At 66.0% G+C, this 17,115-nt stretch carries 18 protein-coding genes and 2 pseudogenes; 6 read left to right on the top strand and 14 right to left on the bottom strand.

Features of this window, described 5'->3' with window-relative positions; genetic code table 11:
* Window positions 1-6: 6 nt before the first annotated feature.
* From ACXIZN_RS31730 to ACXIZN_RS31695, 8 genes and pseudogenes are all read right to left on the bottom strand, one after another.
* Window positions 7-1,626, bottom strand: a complete 1,620-nt coding sequence (locus ACXIZN_RS31730) for a replication initiator (protein ID WP_457958744.1) — start codon at window positions 1,624-1,626, stop codon at window positions 7-9.
* Entirely contained in the window at window positions 1,626-2,012 is a 387-nt protein-coding gene (locus ACXIZN_RS31725) for a hypothetical protein (RefSeq protein WP_457960643.1), read from the bottom strand. Before ACXIZN_RS31725 ends, ACXIZN_RS31730 begins: the two co-directional genes overlap by 1 nt.
* Window positions 2,009-2,251: pseudogene (locus ACXIZN_RS31720) on the bottom strand (cell division protein FtsK); the annotation flags it as partial. The pseudogene ACXIZN_RS31720 and the gene ACXIZN_RS31725, both read right to left, overlap by 4 nt.
* Window positions 2,250-2,753, bottom strand: a pseudogene (locus ACXIZN_RS31715) (helix-turn-helix domain-containing protein); the annotation flags it as partial. The pseudogenes ACXIZN_RS31715 and ACXIZN_RS31720, both read right to left, overlap by 2 nt.
* Window positions 2,754-2,797: 44 nt before the next feature.
* Window positions 2,798-5,089 (bottom strand): hypothetical protein, encoded by a 2,292-nt coding sequence (locus tag ACXIZN_RS31710; protein WP_457958743.1) that lies wholly within the window; start codon window positions 5,087-5,089, stop codon window positions 2,798-2,800.
* A 741-nt stretch (window positions 5,090-5,830) separates the two neighbouring features.
* Window positions 5,831-6,112: an iron-sulfur cluster biosynthesis protein gene (locus ACXIZN_RS31705; protein ID WP_378344818.1), complete on the bottom strand. Its 282-nt coding sequence runs from the start codon at window positions 6,110-6,112 to the stop codon at window positions 5,831-5,833.
* A gap of 11 nt (window positions 6,113-6,123) precedes the next feature.
* Complete coding sequence (locus tag ACXIZN_RS31700) at window positions 6,124-7,113, bottom strand: acyl-CoA desaturase (RefSeq protein ID WP_457958742.1); 990 nt, start codon at window positions 7,111-7,113, stop codon at window positions 6,124-6,126.
* Window positions 7,110-7,655 carry an STAS domain-containing protein gene (locus ACXIZN_RS31695; protein ID WP_457958741.1) on the bottom strand — a complete coding sequence of 182 codons (546 nt, stop codon included), beginning with the start codon at window positions 7,653-7,655 and terminating at the stop codon, window positions 7,110-7,112. The genes ACXIZN_RS31700 and ACXIZN_RS31695 overlap by 4 nt, the downstream gene beginning before the upstream one ends.
* 368 nt (window positions 7,656-8,023) lie before the next feature.
* On the opposite strand from ACXIZN_RS31695, the gene ACXIZN_RS31690 reads away from it, so the two are divergent.
* Genes ACXIZN_RS31690 through ACXIZN_RS31670 form a run of 5 tightly spaced genes read left to right on the top strand, consistent with a single transcriptional unit; the run spans window position 8,024 to window position 12,134 of the window.
* The gene (locus ACXIZN_RS31690) at window positions 8,024-8,404 is read left to right on the top strand and encodes a hypothetical protein (RefSeq protein WP_457958740.1); all 381 of its coding nucleotides are present in this window, start codon (window positions 8,024-8,026) and stop codon (window positions 8,402-8,404) included.
* 36 nt (window positions 8,405-8,440) lie between these two features.
* A complete protein-coding gene (locus tag ACXIZN_RS31685) occupies window positions 8,441-9,640 on the top strand; it encodes an AI-2E family transporter (protein WP_457958739.1) in 1,200 nt (399 codons plus the stop codon).
* Window positions 9,600-10,655 (top strand): fatty acid desaturase family protein, encoded by a 1,056-nt coding sequence (locus ACXIZN_RS31680; RefSeq protein WP_378344823.1) that lies wholly within the window; start codon window positions 9,600-9,602, stop codon window positions 10,653-10,655. Before ACXIZN_RS31685 ends, ACXIZN_RS31680 begins: the two co-directional genes overlap by 41 nt.
* A complete protein-coding gene (locus ACXIZN_RS31675) occupies window positions 10,652-11,338 on the top strand; it encodes a GAF and ANTAR domain-containing protein (protein WP_457958738.1) in 687 nt (228 codons plus the stop codon). Before ACXIZN_RS31680 ends, ACXIZN_RS31675 begins: the two co-directional genes overlap by 4 nt.
* A gap of 4 nt (window positions 11,339-11,342) precedes the next feature.
* Window positions 11,343-12,134, top strand: a complete 792-nt coding sequence (locus ACXIZN_RS31670) for a GAF and ANTAR domain-containing protein (protein ID WP_378344825.1) — start codon at window positions 11,343-11,345, stop codon at window positions 12,132-12,134.
* Here ACXIZN_RS31670 and ACXIZN_RS31665 read toward each other — a convergent pair.
* Window positions 12,123-12,509 carry an HPF/RaiA family ribosome-associated protein gene (locus ACXIZN_RS31665; protein ID WP_457958737.1) on the bottom strand — a complete coding sequence of 129 codons (387 nt, stop codon included), beginning with the start codon at window positions 12,507-12,509 and terminating at the stop codon, window positions 12,123-12,125. The two genes, ACXIZN_RS31670 and ACXIZN_RS31665, sit on opposite strands and share 12 nt — an antisense overlap.
* Window positions 12,510-12,692: 183 nt before the next feature.
* Here ACXIZN_RS31665 and ACXIZN_RS31660 point away from each other — a divergent pair, with 183 nt between their 5' ends.
* A complete protein-coding gene (locus tag ACXIZN_RS31660) occupies window positions 12,693-13,199 on the top strand; it encodes a DUF5994 family protein (protein ID WP_457958736.1) in 507 nt (168 codons plus the stop codon).
* 39 nt (window positions 13,200-13,238) lie between these two features.
* On the opposite strand, the gene ACXIZN_RS31655 is transcribed toward ACXIZN_RS31660, so the two are convergent.
* The 5 genes from ACXIZN_RS31655 to ACXIZN_RS31635 form a co-directional block, all read right to left on the bottom strand.
* On the bottom strand, window positions 13,239-13,607 hold the full coding sequence (locus tag ACXIZN_RS31655; RefSeq protein WP_457958735.1) for a hypothetical protein: 369 nt from the start codon (window positions 13,605-13,607) through the stop codon (window positions 13,239-13,241).
* Window positions 13,604-14,740 carry a cytochrome P450 gene (locus ACXIZN_RS31650; RefSeq protein WP_457958734.1) on the bottom strand — a complete coding sequence of 379 codons (1,137 nt, stop codon included), beginning with the start codon at window positions 14,738-14,740 and terminating at the stop codon, window positions 13,604-13,606. Before ACXIZN_RS31650 ends, ACXIZN_RS31655 begins: the two co-directional genes overlap by 4 nt.
* Before the next feature lie 26 nt (window positions 14,741-14,766).
* Entirely contained in the window at window positions 14,767-15,516 is a 750-nt protein-coding gene (locus ACXIZN_RS31645; RefSeq protein WP_457958733.1) for an SDR family oxidoreductase, read from the bottom strand.
* Window positions 15,517-15,538: 22 nt separating this feature from the next.
* Window positions 15,539-16,030 (bottom strand): carboxymuconolactone decarboxylase family protein, encoded by a 492-nt coding sequence (locus ACXIZN_RS31640; RefSeq protein WP_457958732.1) that lies wholly within the window; start codon window positions 16,028-16,030, stop codon window positions 15,539-15,541.
* 102 nt (window positions 16,031-16,132) lie between these two features.
* Window positions 16,133-16,393 (bottom strand): hypothetical protein, encoded by a 261-nt coding sequence (locus ACXIZN_RS31635; RefSeq protein ID WP_457958731.1) that lies wholly within the window; start codon window positions 16,391-16,393, stop codon window positions 16,133-16,135.
* Between the last annotated feature and the right edge of the window lie 722 nt (window positions 16,394-17,115).

Raw genomic sequence — 17,115 nt, 5'->3', positions numbered from 1 at the left:
TCCCCCTTAGGCCGCGAGTGGAGTTGCCGAAAGACTCGGTGGACTCTGTGCGGCTAGTAGTGCTTTGTCGTACTCGGCTTTCCAGGTGATGCGTTCGGAGATGGCGTGCATCACCAGGTGGTCCCGAGGTGGCACGGATGGGTCGCCGGAGTCGACCTTGCGCCAGACCAGCCGGGCCGGGTCAGGTGCGGGTTTCTCGATCCCGACCGCCGCCAACGCTTCCAGGACGAACGCCTTCCGGTCCGCCTTGTGGTCGACGAGCGTCTTGCCGGACCACTTGCGCGACACCAGAACTCGACGCCCCGGAAGGCCGAGGGTGGTCCGCCGATGCGCCCGTCCCTTGCAATGCCCCGGTGTGGTCTTTCCGTTGGCGCCCTTGGGGCTGATGCCGTAGAGCAGCCATACGGCGCAGCGAGGCGAGCAGGGTGTCACCGACAGTTCCACGTGCAATCGGTCGTGGTGGTCCTTCTGTCGCGCCGTGTCGGCTTCCACGACTTCGCCTGTCGACTTGGTGAGGTACTTGGTTAGGTAGCCGATGTGTCGCCCGGCTTCTTCGGAGCCGCCGAGGATGCCCTTGGAGTGCACCTGTCGCCCGAAGGTGACCACGTGCGCCGGGTGCTCCACGGCTTCTATCGCCTCGTCCCAGTCGGTCAGCGGTTCGCGGGTGTTCGGGTCGACGAACACTCGGCGGTCGCCATCCCAGAGCGGCATCCGGTCGACGTAGACGACCTGGTCATGGTTGGGCCACCAGACCTGGTGATAGGTGGCTTCGGTGACCTGTCGGATCACGTCATGCGGGACCGATCCCCGAATCGCCGCGTGCAGATGGGGCGCCGCGCGCCGTTGGGGTTCGACGGTCGCGAAGTACTGTGCGTCCCAGCCGACCACGCGCCGCAGGTTCTGCCACCACCGGTCCACCAGGGCGGAGAAGTGCACCGCGTCCCGAGCCGCCCGCCGGTAGTCGTAAGTCGCCGGGTCGACCGGTGCGCCGTCGGAGCGGACCGGGCCGTAGGTGTCGCAGGTGAGCGTGACGAACATCGACGGCCGAAACCGCCCCGCGTACTCACGGCCCACGGTGGTCTTGGCGACCTTCCGTCGAGGGAGGTTCGGCGCGTCCTGCCGCCGCTTCGTCGACCGCTTCACCGCCCTCTTCGTGGGCAGGTCGATCGACGGGAGACGGCCCCGCATCCCGAGTTGCCGAAGTTCCTCATCGACGCTTTGGATCTCCTCCCGCAGTTCCTCGGCTTCGGCCTGGTCGGTCTCTTGCCGGTAAGCGGCGACGAGGTCAGCCCGGAACGCCAGTAGCTCCGTCTGGACTTCGCTCGGCGGCTCCGGGGTGAAGTCTGGTTCGGTCTCCATGTGCCAGCCTTCGCGGCACTGGACTTGCCTGAGCGCCTTGGCCTTGCGAGCGCACGGCAGGCAGACCGATTCGACGGTCGAGCCGCACGGGACGGGGACGTAGCGGAGTTCTCCGGTGTCGGTGTCGCCGACTTCCATCGTGAAGGGCCGGACGCACACGCCGTGCTTCTCAGCGGTCGCCTTGACCACATCGGAGGCCAGGGGTTCCCGCATCCGAGCGGCCCGAGTTTTGGCCGGCATGGTCACCGCGGATTCCTGGGCGCTCATCAGGCGGCCACCTCCCCAGGCGTACTCCACTGCCGCAGCACGAATACCGGCATCTCCTGCCGCATCCCCGCAGGCAAGTCCGGGAAGGTCACCTCGTCGAACCAGACGCCGCCGTAGACGACCACGGGGATGCCGCAGGGAGTCCGGCCGCTGAGTTCCAGGTGCACCGACCCGCCGCCCGCAGGACGCCACAGCGATGCCGTCACGTCGTCGAGCGAGGTAGCCCAGGTGAGCAGTCCGCTGGCGACGTCCTCAAGCCGGTCGGAGTCGAGTTGCACCGTGATCGGATCAGGCCCCACTCCGACGCGCACGGACGCGGCCGGAGGCAGCGCGAACGAGTCCAGGTGATCGCGGATCGCGTCGAGGAAGACCATCAGCCGGTTCATGCCGCCCTCCCCTCGGAGACGATGTGAGCGCCGCCGTTGGTCACGTAGGTCTCCAGTGCCTTGATCTCCTCGTCGGCGACCCATCCGGCCCGGACATGCAGGGGTTCGCGGACGCCTTCGCCCCAGACGTAGCCGACACCGGCTTCGGAATCGCCGATCCGGTTCGCCCACGCGCCCCGTTCGTACGCGCCGTCGCCGAGGACCATCCCGACATGCGTCTTCGAGGTCACCCGCNGCGGACACCGCTGCGCAGGCCCGTCGGTAGGCGGCATCGTCAGCCGAGGCGGACTCCATGCCCTGGCTGGTCTTGATCAGGCCCGGCAGCGCGGCGACGACGCGGCCGAGGTCGCCCTTCTGATAGCTGGACCAGGCACCTTCCACGAGGTGAGCCACCGGTGCCGGGTCGATGTACTCGGGCGACATGGCCGAAGAGAACAGAGTGCGGGACAGCCGCCGGGGAGCCATCAGGGCGTCTCGGATGGCCGGGACGTCGTCGTTCTTGTCCTCGTCCTCCATCAGCACCGGTTCGCCGAGAAGATCTCCCAGCGTCACCCGCAGACCCCGCGCGACGTCGGCCAGCACATCCAAGCGCCGGATCTCGCGTTCCCCGCGCTCGATCTTGCTCAACCAGTCCTCAGTACGGCCCACCAAGTCAGCAAGAACCGCCTGCGACAGACCACGCCGCCGCCGGTAGAAGGCAATACGCTCCCCGATGCTGAGCTGATCACCCGCACCACGCATGCGCTCAGGCTAACAGGAAACCTCCAAAACGGTGGGCTCGCATCTCAACAGTCAGTCCACGTGGGTTTAAGACCCTCGTCCGTACTCGTTAACTCCAGCAAGCCCAGGTTTCTTTTACATGAATCGAGCGCGTGGTCCTCCAAGAAGGTCATATTGCCAGTTAGCCGACGTGCGGGATGTTCGTCAGAGAACCTTGCGCTCGATAAGTCGTCTGAGACAAGTACCAGCGGTAGGTCCGGATATACTCTGGTTGACAGGTTTCGAACCGTCGGAACGTCAGCAAATGCTGCCCTAATTTCTTGTAGCTCGTCGCCTTCTAATTTCGAGCGAAGTGTGCAGAGCATAATCACACATCGAATACCAAGAGATCGGAACTTGCGTTGCACTCGCCGAAGGTTGGCCACATCTTGTTGCGTCAAGGAGTCCCTGTAGCTCTTCACTTCACCGATAACAAGTACGGGGTTCAGGGCATCCGTCACAAAGGTTGCAACGTCGATTTCGCACTTCAGGCCCTCGGCCTCGATCTTCATGCCGACGATTGTCGCATCGGTAGAATCGTAAAAAGAGCTTTCTGAAAACTGATGGAGAACATTAAGGCTTGCCATTATGGGCAGTGTTTCGGCGAGCTTGCTTGGGGTGATACTTCCAGCCAGTCGGTAGACCCACTCGGCTTGTCTATGTAAGCCGAGTGCCAGGCCAAGAGCGGTGTTCGTACCGCAGAATTCGCAATTAAAATCGAAATCGAGGTCTGGGGGCCTTATGGTCAACTCGTTTGCGCATTGTGGGCACTTAATCGCCAGGTAGGGTCGGAGTATGCCGAGCCTGAGCAGGCTGTAGACGACGTGCTCAGGGTACTTTGCTTCATCTATGTCATTACTCGACCACATCCCTCTTCGGTTCTTTGCTTCTGCTATCAAGCGAGGCAATGGAGCCCCGCGCGGAGAATTTGAGGCACATTGCAATGCTGCGCGATACGCTGGCTGGTTTGCCAAAGTGGAACTTTCTCCGCCAAGCTTCTTAATGACGTGTGCAGCAAAAATTCCGCTTTCACTCTGCGATACGCGCCACTTGCTATCGTGAAGAAGTGATCTCACTAGCTCGATGGAATTAAAAGCGGCGAAGCTAACCTCGTTTGATCGAATGGATGTCCCTATGGACACGCCCTCGCCGATCGGCCGCCGGTAGAACTCTGAGCCTTCCGACGTTTCAAGCAGTAAGGATGACAGTCTCCGAACATTGGGGATATTGAACGTAGCACCCGCAGGAAGGTTTTCGTCGGTGTATAGCTTGACGTCAACTGCGACTACGCCGTTGGACTTGATGCCATGACGGGCGTCACTGAGCCTGGGTAGGCGTGCTGAGAACTCCCCGTACCGGTTAGGATTGTATAATGTAAAATCTCGCCTGAAAGGCGTTTCGGCCAGTCCTAGGTGTTGATACTTTTCTGTGCCGACGTTTCCGGCAAAAATCCCACGAAGGTTGGCGGACTTTAAAGTTTCAACTAGGAGCGGGTCTGGCCCCCTCTCGACGAGGTCAAATATCTCGATGGCGTCGTGTTCTCCTGGATCTTCCTGTTCGAGGTGATTCGAGTGCTTTGAGAACCAGCTTGTGAGCGCCTTAGTTTTGCGTGTGCCGTTTGAGTGTGGCCAAGGAAATACCTTGCCTCCCGTGGCGCGCATGTTCCAGAAATGCATGAGGTGTTCTATATTGTAATGATCTAGCATCACAATATAGTGGGGTTCGTCGTCTTCTAGCAGATCAACATTGACACAAGTAATATCAAGTGCCGATGGTCCGGGGATGTTGGTGTTAATCTGTTCACTTAACTTCGGTTTGTACTGATAGTAAGAGTTCTGTAGTCCGGGAGGGGGTGCCGATTCGTCTTTGTTGTAGAATCCTCCATACGTGGCGAGCAGTAGATTGCGAAGTGGGTCACGGGCATCATAGTCGTATGCGTGAGGTGTCGAGTGTGAACCCAGAATCCATTGCACGTCTAGAATCTTTTCGCTATATATCAAATCTCTGGAGTTGCTTGGCTCGAAGAGGGGGCCGTTTCTTGCGAGGCCATGCCAGGTTAGTCCCGGAAGCAACGCCAACGGGTGCTTCTCGTCCCGTGTATCTAATGGAACAATAGCGTCGAGGCTGTGCAAGTCTGCCAAGCGGGTAGCCTGTTCTATCGGAGTGCTCTGTGAAATCAACAGATGCATAGCGCCGCCCCAGCATCCAGATGCCACAGAGCAAGCCTTGCGAAAATTCTCCTCGTTCTCATCAAAAAATATTCCGAGTCGAACTGGTCTTATGCAGACCGTTCCCGAGACCTGAACATTCCCTGTCAACCGTTGCTCCTCCTACAGTGAAGGCCCACTGGTACTCAGTGCCGAACTTGGCTCTATGGGATCAAGGGCGCGCCGCCGCCGGGCGGCGCGCCAGGCGCGTGAGTAGCCCCTCGCCTGGGCGGCCGCGCCGGTTCCCGACACGGCGGGCTGCCGCTCCGCTCCGCCCACCGGCCGGGCGACGCGGCCGCCAGCGGGTCACCTTGCGCAGCGCGACCCAGCGGCAGCGCACATGTCCCCATAGCCAACGTCGGCCCTCCTCAACGAACGTCGTGACATACCGGTCGGCGATGTATCGCCACCTGTTACGCGCTGTCGTCGATCTCCTCCACCCCGACGCCGGATCGTGACAACGGCCGGTAACGCCGCGTCAAGGCTGGAAAGCGTGCCTTGACCCGACGCCACCGGCCGCGTGCTGGCTTCGTATCGGGATGAAGGGGGAGGTGTGGGCAGTAGAATGGCGTCACGCGAACGTGCGTAGGGCCAGGTAGAGAAGCATGATCATCTCCCCGGTTTATCCCCGGGAAACGACCGCAGACGACGCCAAACGATCACAGACCATGATCGTTCGCGTTCGGCGTTCGCGTAGGTGAGAGCGACTATCGGCAGCTAACGGCAGGCGCCCGCAGACCCCGCCCAAGATTCCGTAGGTTCTGGGTTCGAGCCCCAGGCGGCCCACCAATCACCAGGTACACGGGGACTTTCGTCCCCGTGGTGCGGCGAAGCCCGGCTACCTCGAAGCGGTCATGCCGGGGTCGTGATCACGAATGTGTAGTGGCCGTCGATGCCCTTGCGCACATCGAGGATCTTGTCGGCAAGGCGAATCCGGGTCTCTCGGGCGAGGAACACCTGGGTGCTCCTGGTCGCGATGACGTCGTCCCCCGCACCGGGACGCGCGGTGACTTCGACATCGAACGGGGAGTCGTTCTCGGGGCGGTCGGTGAGGGTGAGGCGCAGGCCGCCTTCGGCCTGGACATTCTGTGCCGCGGTCAGCTGGTCGATCGCTTCGGCCGCGGACTCGGTCATGGTGAACATGGTCAGTTCTTCTTTCTGTCGGCGGTGGTCGCGGGAGGACCGGTCCGCGGCGCCGCGGACATGTGGGCGAGCCGCCGGGGTGTCGGCCAGCGGACGTGGGTCGCCCAGCCGAGTTTCTCCAGCCCCCGGATGACGCGTGCGGAGATGTCGATTTGGCCGCGTAGCACGCCGTGGCGGGCGCAGGTCGGGTCCGCGTGGTGGGAGTTGTGCCACGATTCGCCGAGGGACAGGATGGCGAGCGGCCAGAAATTGGCCGAGCGGTCGCGGCTGCTGAAGGGCCGGGAACCGACCATGTGGCAGATCGAGTTCACCGACCAGGTCACGTGGTGCTGCAGGGAAATCCTCGCCAGGCCCGCCCAGAGGAACGCGGTCAGCGCGCCCCACCAGGACCAGCTGATCAGCCCGCCGAGTACGGCGGGCAGGACGACGGTGGCGGCGACCCAGAGCGGGAACAGCCGGTCGACGACGCGGATGTCGGGGTCGGCGGCGAGGTCCGGGGCGAACCGGGCGACGTTGGTCTTGTCCCGGCCGAACAGCCAGCCGAGGTGGGCGTGCCAGAAGCCCTTGGCCAGCGCGAGCGGTGAGGTTCCGTGGAGCCAGGGGGAATGCGGATCCCCCTCGCGGTCGGAGAAGGCGTGGTGCCGCCGGTGATCGGCGACCCAGGTGATGACCGGGCCTTGGGCGGCCATACCGCCGGCGATCGCGAGGGTGATACGGAGCGGACGGTTGGCGGCGAACGCGCCGTGGGTGAAGTACCGGTGGTAGCCGACGGTGACCCCGAGGGTGGTGACGAGGTAGAAGCCGGCGGCGAGGCCGACGTCGAGCCAGCTCAGTCCCCAGCCCCAGAGGAGGACCACCGCGGCGACGAGCGCGAGGAACGGCGCGAGCAGGAAGATCCTGATGGTGACGAGTTCTCCGCGGGAATGTTCGCCTGACAGCAGGGGTTTCGGCCCGGCGGGGAAGAGCGGTGAGGTTCGTTCGGCGGTGGTCATGACCGTGTCGATTCGGACGTGGGGGCGGGCAGGGGTGTTCCAGGGGGTGAGCGGTCCTCGTCGCCGGTTCTGGCGGGTGAGGCGATGGCCGCCGAGCGTGAGTCGTGGATGACGAGGTGTTCGTGCAGCCGGGTGATCTGCAGAGGCCGCCAGACGGCGCGCGTGGAGGCGACCAGCCGGAGGTCGGTGTGCGGGGTGGCTTGCCGGTGTGCGGTCATCAGGACCTCCAACCCGGCGGAGTTCAGGAACTGGACGAGGCTCAGGTCCACGATCAACCGCCGCGGCCGATGGCTCAACGCCGACTCGATCGCTTGGCGGACCGCGGGTGCGGTGTGCAGGTCCAGGTCGCCGTCCACGATGAGCACCAGCGTCCGGCCGAGCCGCTCCGCCGTCACGGCCAACGGTGGGGAATGGTGCGCGGGAGGTCCGTGTCCACCGGTGACGCCCGCGCGGACGACGCCGAGTTCCGTCTTGTCACGAGGGGGCGCGCCATCCGTCCGGGGACGACGGGTAAGGCGAAGATCGAGCGTTATGAGTTTCACGATCCGGCTCCAGACTGGCCGACCACCGCGGAAGATGCGACCGGTTGACGGGCGATCGTCGTGAGGGCGGCGTCTGGGCACTCCGGCGCTGTCTTGGCAGTCTACCGCGTGGTGAGCGGAAAAGAGACCGGTTTCTCGGCCGGAGATACCGGTCTCGCATCGATCGGCGGGCACCGGGATCGAGGTCTAGGATGACAGGTGTCACCCGATCGGCCGTCCGGAACCGGCGGAACGGATCGTGGTGTATCGGGTTTCGCCCCGGACCCTGGCGTCGCAGGCTCGAACCGTTTGTTCTGCCTAGGAGTCGTCATGGGTTTTCTCACCTGGATCGTGCTCGGTCTCGTCACCGCCGAACCGGTGCCGGGCCGATGACCGGCGTGACGGCGGGATGGCACCGTGTCGAGCGGGAGCCCTTCGACGGCGACACGGTTCGCGAGCGGCGGCGGCGAACGGTCTCGGTGTCCTGCGCCGTGGTGAGAGTGCTTTGTGGACTGTTCGCGACGGTGCTGGTGGCGGGAATCTTCCTGGTCTTCGGTGCGGCCGATCCCGCGAACGGGGTGGCCGGGTTCGTCCTCGGTTTCGCCGACGGCGTTTCGCTGGGGTTCGACGGCCTTTTCGCGCCTGCCGACACGAAGGCCGGGGTGCTGATCGACAGCGGGCTCGCCGCGATCGTGTGGCTGGGGCTCGGGGCACTGGCCACGATGCTGATCCGCCGTTTCGCCCTGCCACGGCCGGACGAGTCCTGCTGACACCGGGTGGCCCGCAGCGGATGAGAGGACCTGTTCATGGTCGATCCCGGCACGAGCCCGAAAGGTTCCGACGCCCCCCGGCCGGTGGTGCCGCGCCTGGTGCGGGTGGCCGCGGAGCTCGGGTGGCGGCTGCTCGTCATCGGCGCGACCCTCTACGTGCTCGGTCTGGTCGTCGGGTATCTGGCCGCGGTGGTCGTGCCGGTGTCGATCGCCCTGCTGCTGGCCGCGATGCTCGCTCCCGCGGTGACCTTCCTCGCCCGACATCGGGTCCCGCGAGGACTCGCCGTCGTGATGGTCCTGGTCGGCGGGCTCGCGGTGCTGGGCGGCCTGCTGACCTTCGTGGTGCTCACGTTCGTCAACGGGCTTCCCGCCTTGCGGGTCCAGCTCGCGAAGAGCGTCGACGCCGTCGCGAACTGGCTCACCACCGGCCCGTTCCACCTCAGCGCCGCGCAGCTGCGGGATTCGGTCGACGACCTGGTGGCGACGCTGACCAACTCCCGGACCGGCTTGACCTCCGGCGCGCTGAGCACGGCGGCGACCGTCGGCGCGGTGCTGGCGCAGGCGTTGCTCGTGTTGTTCGTCCTGATCTTCCTGCTGGCGGACGGACCTCGTATCTGGGCCTTCCTGCTGCGCGCGGTGCCCGCCGCGACGCGGACCCGTGCCGACGTCGCCGGGAGGCGGAGCCTGGCGGCGCTCGTCAGTTACGTGCGAGCGACGATCGCGGTGGCCACGGTGGACGCGGTCGGCATCGGTATCGGCATGGCCGTCCTGGGCGTGCCGCTGGCCGTTCCCTTGTCGGCGCTGGTGTTCCTCGGGGCGTTCGTGCCGATCATCGGCTCGATCGTGGCGGGTACGGTCGCGGTGCTGATCGCGCTGGTCGCCAACGGGTTCGTCCCGGCGCTGATCCTGCTCGGCGTCGTGCTCGTCGTCCAGCAGCTGGAAAGCCACCTGCTGCAACCGTTCCTGCTCGGCAGGGCGGTGAAGCTCCATCCGCTCGCGGTGGTGCTCGCCATCGCGAGCGGGCTGCTCGTCGGCGGTATCGCCGGCGCGTTGCTCGCCGTGCCCCTGCTGGCGGTGCTCGATTCCGCGATCCGGTCCTTGCGCAGTGAGGCCGACGAACACGTCGACCCGGCCGACGTCCACGCGAGCAGACCCGCGGAGCCCGGCCCACCAGAACCTGAAAAGGAGTCGCCCCATGACCACGATGACCCGGAACCTCGACCGGAGCCAGGTTGAGCTGATCGGTGCGGAACTGGACGCGCTGCGACAGCGGGTGGTGGCGGATCTCGGCGCGGAGGACGCCGACTACATCCGCCGGGTCGTCGCGGTGCAGCGGCTCAGCGAGGTGTCGGGCAGGGTGCTGCTTTTCGCGGGCTGGTTCCCGCCGGCGTGGATCGCCGGCGTGGGCGCGCTGTCGTTGTCGAAGATCTTGGACAACATGGAGATCGGGCACAACGTCCTGCACGGTCAGTACGACTGGATGAAGGATCCGACGCTGAATTCGCGGACCTTCGAATGGGACATGGTCTGCCCGAGCGGGCAGTGGCGCCGCTCGCACAACTTCATGCACCACACCTACACCAACATCCTCGACAGGGACCGCGACGTCGGTTACGGCATCATCCGGATCACCGAGGACCAGAAATGGAATCCGTACTACCTCGGCAATCCGCTTTACGCGGCGGCGCAGGCGCTGTTCTTCGAGTACGGGATCATGCTGCACGACCTCGAAGTCGACCGGATCGTGCAGGGCCGCCGGTCCTGGGCGGACGTGCGCCCGCTGCTCGGCCCGATGTTGCGCAAAACGGGGCGGCAAGCGGGCAAGGACTATCTGCTCTTCCCGGCGTTGACCGGTCCGCTGTTCCCGGTGACCCTCGCGGCGAACGCCGGCGCGAACCTGATCCGCAACCTGTGGGCGTTTTCGATCATCTTCTGTGGTCATTTCCCCGACGGCGCCCAGGTCTTCACCGAAGAGGAGAGCGAAAACGAGAGCAAGGGGCAGTGGTACCTGCGCCAGATGCTCGGTTCCGCGAACATCACCGGCGGCCCGCTCTTCCACCTGCTGTCCGGGAACCTCAGCCACCAGATCGAGCACCACCTGTTCCCGGACATCCCCTCCCGCCGTTATCCGCGGATGGCCGCCGACGTGCGGGAGATCTGCGAGAAGCACGATCTGCCGTACAACACCGGTTCCCTGTCGAAACAGCTCGGCTCGGTCGTCCGCAAGATCTTCCGCCTCGCTTTGCCATGACCGACCGGCTTCTCGCGCTTCTCGGTGACGCCGACGGCGGTTTCGACCTGGTGCGGCGCATCTGCGAACTGTGCGTCACCGAACTGGCCGTCTCCGGGGCCGGGATGAGCGTGATGGCGGGTTCCTTGGCCGACGGCACCCAGGTGCTGGTGCACTCCACCGGAGCGGCGGCGGAGCGGCTGGAAGATCTGCAGCTGACCGTGGGTGAGGGACCGAGCGTGGACGCGTTCGTTTCGGGCGGGGCGGTACTGGTCCCGGATCTCGACGCCGAGTACGACCGGTGGCCCGCCTACGCGCCGGGAGCGGCGGGACTCGGCGTGGCGGCGGTGTTCTCGTTCCCGCTGCAGGTCGGCGCCGCGCGCCTGGGCGTGCTGGACCTGTACCGCGACACACCGGGCCCGCTCAGCGTGCGAGGCCTTTCCGGCGCGTTGGCCCTGGCGGAGGCGGGGACGGTGGCGTTGCTGGACGACGCCGAGGCGGCACAGGGCGCGCGGCTTCTGGGACGGGGCGAACCGCACAGCGTGGTGCATCAGGCCACCGGCATCGTGACCGTTCAACTCGACGTGAGTCTGCAAGAAGCCCTCATCAGGATCCGTGCCTACGCCTACACCCATCACCTGTCGCTGAACGAGGTCGGCGGGCGAATCGTGCGGCGCGAACTGATGCTCGAGACAGGAGAATGAAAGCATGACAAGAGAACCGCAGGAAATCGCGGCCGGTGACACCTCGGCGGCCGTGGGACGGGAAAGGCTGCTCGCGCGCACCTTCGTCGAACTCGCCGACACCCTGGTGACCGAATTCGACGTGGCGGACTTTCTGCGCACACTCGTCGAGCAGTGCGTGCGGCTGATGGAGGTCTCCGCCGCCGGTGTCGTACTGGTCGATTCCCAAGGCAGGCTCCGGATGGCCGCCGCCTCCTCCGAACGGGCCGGGCTGCTGGAAACCCTGGCGGCACGGACCGAAGACGGGCCGTGCATCGACTGCCTCCGCGACGCCCGCCCGGTGCGCAGCACCGACCTTCGTGAGGACGCCGCCAGGTGGCCCCGGTTCACGGAGGCGGCGGCCACGGCCGGATTCCGCGCCGCGGAAGCCGTCCCGATGCGGTTGCGCCGGATGGTCATCGGCAGCCTCACCCTGCTCCACACCGAACCGGTGCGGGAAGACGCCGATCGCACCGCCCTCAGCCAGGCTCTCGCCGACGTCGCCACCATCGGGCTGCTGCAACAACGCGCCATCGTCCGCGGCGAACTCCTCACCGAGCAGCTGCAGACCGCGCTGAACAGCCGGGTGATCATCGAACAGGCGAAGGGGGTCCTGTCCGCACGCAGTCATGACCCGGACATGGAAAACGCCTTCACCGCCCTGCGTGGCTACGCCCGCGGCCACCACCTGCGCTTGGCGGACCTGGCCCGTGAGGTCGCCGACGGCACCGCCGACATCGACGCCATCCTCGCTTACGCTGCGCGATCACATCGCTGACACGGGCGGGCCGGGAGGGTGCCGCAGCGCGCGATTGTGCCGTGGTTCGGTGCGGGTCTTGGCGTGGTCGACCTGGCGGATCATGTCGGTGCGGACCTCGTTGAGCGCGACCGGCAGGTCCGGTGCCGAAGAACCGGCCACCAGGTGCAGGCCGGGAAAGCGGTGGAGACGGCATTCGAGAGTGAGTCGCTGCCCCGCCCCGCGCCGGTCCTTGACGCTGATTTCGAGGTCGACCTGGCCTTCGCTGAAGGACCGCAGCCTGGAACCGAGCGCGGCCAGCCGTTCGGCGACCCACTCGTGTTCGGAGGCGGAGAATCCGGTACCGAGGTGGAGCCGTTCGATGATCAGTCCGAGGTCTTTCCGATCGGCGGTCATGTCGCCTGCTTCCCGTTGCCCGCAAATGATTGCGGGATACGCTCGACTCTACAGCCTTTCGCGTGGCACCACATTTTCCGTGTATCCTGGAAATACCGAGAGTATTTCGCGCGTCGGAGCACGACCGATGTCATTTTCGGCTCTTCATTACGCCGGCTTCCCGGCCGGAGACCGGACTCGAATATGCGTGTCGACTCCCTCGCCCGCGACACCGGTGAACGGCTCAGCCTCAAACCCCGCAACTCGGAGAGCGGTTTCGTCGACGGCGCCTGGTGGCCCCGTTCCCGTGACCTGACGGCCGAGGTGCCCGAACTCGCCACCGCGCTCACTGGCCCGATCGGCCCGGTGTGGCGGGTGGCGTTCCCGCCGTCGGCCTGGGCGGTCACGGTCCGTGAGCTGATCTGCCATGGGCGGCTGATCAAACTCGAGGGAATCGACTCGCAGAACGTCCATGTCGTGCACGTGACCGGAGGGAACATGCGGCGCGTCACCCTCGTCGTGATACCGCCGGAGGCGGATCCGGTGGCCGCCGGGCGGGTTCTGGCGGCGGCCTCCGGGCAGAACGACGTGACCTGCCCGGAGACCCTCCTCCACGGGTTCGGTGTGCCGCTCGCCTCCGAGAGCGCCCTGTCCCGCTGGGAATCCGAAGGTGGACTGGGCGAAACCACGATCGGTGAATCCCGACGGTAGGTCTGGCGCCTCGCACGTCACCCCATCCGGCACGCCAGGTCACCCGCTAGCGCGAGGCGTCCAAACCTGCGCCACCAGCACGGTGCTCACCCCGAACAACGCCACCCCCCGCGGGACATGGACGGCGAGATCGCCGCTGCCGCCGACCACGAACTGGACGCCGATCAGCATCAGAAGGATCGCGCTGACGGCCGGGTATCGCGCCGAGCCGCGGCCCACCCGCCACACCAGGAGCGCGGCGACGAACTGCACGACCATCGCGACCGTGACGAAGGGGCCGGTGGCGTGGTGCACCGAGCTACCGCCTTCGCCGGAAAGGAGCAGGCCGGCGGTGAATGCCTGCACCAGCAGCGTGGCCGCCAGGAACACCGTGCTCGCCTTCAGCAGGCCGAAGAACCGCCCGTTCACCACGTCACCCGCAACGTGCGCACGCCGTAAACGAGGCTGAAGACCCGGAAGTCCAGCGGTTCTTCCGGGTCGGCCAAGGCGAGATCGGGGAAGCGCCGAAGCAGTGCGGGCAGGGCGATGCGCAGTTCCATCCTCGCCAGTGGCGCCCCGAGACAGTGGTGCGGACCATGCCCGAAGGCGACGTGGCCGGTGGTTCCGCGCGTGATGTCGAACGTCTCGGGATCGTCGATCAGGGCGGGATCGCGGTTGGCGGCCGGTATCGAGCAGATCACGAGCGATCCCGCGGGGATGCGGTGCCCGCCGATCTCCACGTCCGCCGTGGTCGTCCGCGGTGGCAGCGACTGGACGACGGACAACCAGCGCAACAGTTCCTCGACGGCGGGTTCGATCAGCCCGGGATCCTCGCGGAGCATCGCCAGCTGGTCCGGGTGCCACAGCAGGGCCAGTGTGCCGAGGCCGAGCATGTTCGCCGTCGTGTCGTGCCCGGCGAGCAGCAGAAGGCCCGCGATGCCGGTCAACTCGTCCGAACCGAGCTCACCGCCGTGTTCCCGCACGAGCATGCCCAGCAAATCTTCACCGGGATCCGCCCGGGCGCGGGCCACCAGGTCCGCCATGTAGTCGTGGTCCTCCCGTTGCGCCGCGACCCGCTGGTCCATCGGCAGCGAGGTGTCGAGAATCCGCACGGCACGCTGGTGGAACTCGCCGCGGTGGGCGTACGGGACACCCAGCAGCTCGCAGATCACCAGCGACGGCACCGGCAACGCGAAGTGCGTCACCAGATCGGCCGGCCTGCCGGCTCGCTCCAGATCGTCCAGGGCCGCTTGGACGATCTCGGTGATCCGCGGCTCGAGCCTGCTCATCCGCCGGACGGTGAATTCGGGCGTGAGCAGCCGTCGCAAACGCGTGTGGTCGGGCGGGTCGAGCCGGATCAGCTGCCCCGCCGTGGGGCCGCCCCCCGGCAGCGGCGTCAACGCACTGCTGAACCGGGCCGGATCCGCCAGCACTTCGCGGACGTCTTCCTTGCGGCTGACCAGATACGCGGGCAGGCCGAACGGCGTCTCGACTCGCACGACGCCCTCGCCGTCACGGGCCCTCGCCAACTCCGCGACCGGGTTGAGACCGTTCCTTCGCATATGAAGCGGCATTGCTTCGGTCATTTTCAGCCTTTCTGGGCGTCGAGCCACTCGGCGAACGTGGGACCCGCGAGCTTGGCGTGCGGACCCGGCAGGAAAGCGCCGGCCGCCGCGATTTCGGCGTCTGGCATGCCGGCGCCGTCGACGCCGACGACCTCGATGCCTCGGCGGGCAGCGAGGAGACGGGCCGCGTCCGCCATGTTCTCCTTGCGGGGCCCCGCGATTTCGGGGATCGGCGGCCCCGGGTCTTCCTGGGCGACGGCGAGGTCGACCAGTTCCTCCGCGACGGTGCGGCAGGCCACGAGCTGAGTGGGCAGGGCGGGCAGGTGGACGACGTCACCCTGCTGCCAGTCCAGGAGCTGGCCGACGAACTCGTGGAACTGCGCGGCCCGCAGGAGGCGAACGGGGAGAGGGCCCGCCAGGAGGAGTTCCTCGTGCACCTTCTTGGCGGCGAGGAAACCGGCGGTGGCCTTGTCGGCGCCGATGATCGACGCCGCGGTGATCCGGGCGACGCCCCCCTGACGGCCGGCTTCGTGCAGATTGCGGGCCGATACACGGAAGAATTCCGTCGCCGCCTCCTGTTCGGAGCCGTGCCACGAGGCGACGTCGATGATGCCTTCGGCTCCGGCGAGTGCTTCGGCGAGTCCTTCGCCGGTGACGATGTCCACGCCGGTGGCCCGGGACATCGGCACGACGTGGTGGCCTCGTTCGGTGAGGACGTCGACGACGTGCCGTCCCAGCCTGCCGGTCGCTCCGGCCACTGCGAACTTGCTCATGTTTCGAACCTTTCGGGAAAAGTCAGTCGGTGTAGTTCTGGCCGGGCGGCATGCCGGGAATCGGCTTGGCGATGAGCGCGGCGGGAGCGAAGAAGCCGATATGCGCGATCGCCATGACGAGCGTCCAGAGCGCCTTGGCGTCGTAGCAAGCGGATGCCTTGGCGTACAACGAATCGGGCACCCGTTCGCCGGACGGATTCGGAGTGAGGACCGCCTCGACGAGTTCCAGCGCGATCCGTTCGGGGTCGGTGAAGCAGGTGGCGTCCTGCCAGGTCGCCACCGCGGTGATGCGTTCTTCAGGCTCCCCGGCCTGCCGGAGAGCGCCGGTTTCGCGGATCGTGAAGTACGTGCTTCCGAGCAGTTGCCCGGCGCGCAACTGCAGCAGCGCGATGGTCGTCGAGGGGATCACGCCGTTCTTGAGGACCTTGTGCAGACCGCCCGCGACCTCGGCCATCTCGGGGACGAAAGGGATCGGGTTGGGCATGCGCGATCGCGGGCCCGCCGTCGTCGACATGGGGATGGGTTTCCTTTCTCTTGGCGTCGTGCCCAAGAGATCCCGGCGACCCGATTCCCGTGACAGAACGGCCTTGTGACACAGGCCACTGGGTTTCCGCGTTCAGGCGCCCAGGCGGTTGTAGATCCGGCTGGCCAGGGAAGCGGCCAGCTGGTTCAACGGGCTCCAGGGCTCGCTGAGCGCGAACCGGCCGAGCAGCTCCGCCACCGCGTAGGCCTCGGCTTCCGAGAGCAACGTCGTGCGCTCGTCTCGCAGCCCCTGCTCGGCCAGGCGGGTGAGAGCTTCGGCGTACTCGTCCAGGTCACGCACCTCGGCCAGGCCGTACCGCTCGTCGAGCGAATCTCCCGCGAGGTCGTCACTCATGGCCCTGGGTGCTCCTTCTGCTGTCGTCCAACGGCACGCTGCAGAAAATCTATGGTGGCCGGGGTAGACATTCAACGGCGGGTGTGTGTAATGTTCTCCTTGTACCGAGAAAGACAACGTCAAGCAGGCGCGGGAGATGACGTAACTACCCGCGAGATGTGAGATGAGCCGGCCGGGCGGTGCCGGGGCGAGCGACAGGCCCCGGACGCTTGGCCGGGAGCAAGATCTCAGGGCCGGGTTGTGAAGAAGGTTCGACCAGGTAGTGCCGGCCCTGGCGGAAGTGCAGGAAGCGGGCGGAGCACGTGCGCCCGTGAAGAACAAGCAGTTGTAGTCAGTCAATGCAGTTGCAGGACCGGTCAGGTGGCCGGAGCCGATCAGTGACGGGGCTCCGGGCAGTGACCAGCGGCGTCAGCGTGCTGGGACCGATCAGTGGAAGGGTTCCCGCCGGTGTCGTCCGTAGCAGGTGAATTAGCAGTACCCAGTAAGTGGAAAACACAGGAAAGAAGGGAACGGCAACATCATTGGATCGCCCGCAGCGGCAAGGTAGCACCGCGCGGGTGCCGTAGTTCCATCGAGTTCGGAGGTGGTTCGCGGTCACGAGTGAGCGATCCCCGCGAGGTCCGGCTTCCCAGCGGACGCGGGTGCAAGAGGCCGGCGGTCACGTCGGTTGACAATGGTGAAACCCAACCCTGAGGACCCCGGGTGCCGTGCTGGCACCCGGG

The organism is Amycolatopsis sp. TRM77291, from assembly GCF_054166285.1.
The sequence above is the reverse complement of the archived record's forward strand: the minus strand, read 5'-3'. Positions and strand labels throughout refer to the sequence as shown.

Bases quoted from the DNA above. Each gene is read 5' to 3' on its own strand.
- ACXIZN_RS31705 (WP_378344818.1), bottom strand. From the start codon at position 6,112: ATGACCGAGTCCGCGGCCGAAGCGATCGACCAGCTGACCGCGGCACAG.
- ACXIZN_RS31635 (WP_457958731.1), bottom strand. From the start codon at position 16,393: ATGAGTGACGACCTCGCGGGAGATTCGCTCGACGAGCGGTACGGCCTG.
- ACXIZN_RS31640 (WP_457958732.1), bottom strand. From the start codon at position 16,030: ATGTCGACGACGGCGGGCCCGCGATCGCGCATGCCCAACCCGATCCCT.
- ACXIZN_RS31730 (WP_457958744.1), bottom strand. From the start codon at position 1,626: ATGAGCGCCCAGGAATCCGCGGTGACCATGCCGGCCAAAACTCGGGCC.
- ACXIZN_RS31660 (WP_457958736.1), top strand. From the start codon at position 12,693: ATGCGTGTCGACTCCCTCGCCCGCGACACCGGTGAACGGCTCAGCCTC.
- ACXIZN_RS31665 (WP_457958737.1), bottom strand. From the start codon at position 12,509: ATGACCGCCGATCGGAAAGACCTCGGACTGATCATCGAACGGCTCCAC.
- ACXIZN_RS31670 (WP_378344825.1), top strand. From the start codon at position 11,343: ATGACAAGAGAACCGCAGGAAATCGCGGCCGGTGACACCTCGGCGGCC.
- ACXIZN_RS31645 (WP_457958733.1), bottom strand. From the start codon at position 15,516: ATGAGCAAGTTCGCAGTGGCCGGAGCGACCGGCAGGCTGGGACGGCAC.
- ACXIZN_RS31650 (WP_457958734.1), bottom strand. From the start codon at position 14,740: ATGCGAAGGAACGGTCTCAACCCGGTCGCGGAGTTGGCGAGGGCCCGT.
- ACXIZN_RS31680 (WP_378344823.1), top strand. From the start codon at position 9,600: ATGACCACGATGACCCGGAACCTCGACCGGAGCCAGGTTGAGCTGATC.
- ACXIZN_RS31725 (WP_457960643.1), bottom strand. From the start codon at position 2,012: ATGAACCGGCTGATGGTCTTCCTCGACGCGATCCGCGATCACCTGGAC.
- ACXIZN_RS31675 (WP_457958738.1), top strand. From the start codon at position 10,652: ATGACCGACCGGCTTCTCGCGCTTCTCGGTGACGCCGACGGCGGTTTC.
- ACXIZN_RS31690 (WP_457958740.1), top strand. From the start codon at position 8,024: ATGACCGGCGTGACGGCGGGATGGCACCGTGTCGAGCGGGAGCCCTTC.
- ACXIZN_RS31685 (WP_457958739.1), top strand. From the start codon at position 8,441: ATGGTCGATCCCGGCACGAGCCCGAAAGGTTCCGACGCCCCCCGGCCG.
- ACXIZN_RS31700 (WP_457958742.1), bottom strand. From the start codon at position 7,113: ATGACCACCGCCGAACGAACCTCACCGCTCTTCCCCGCCGGGCCGAAA.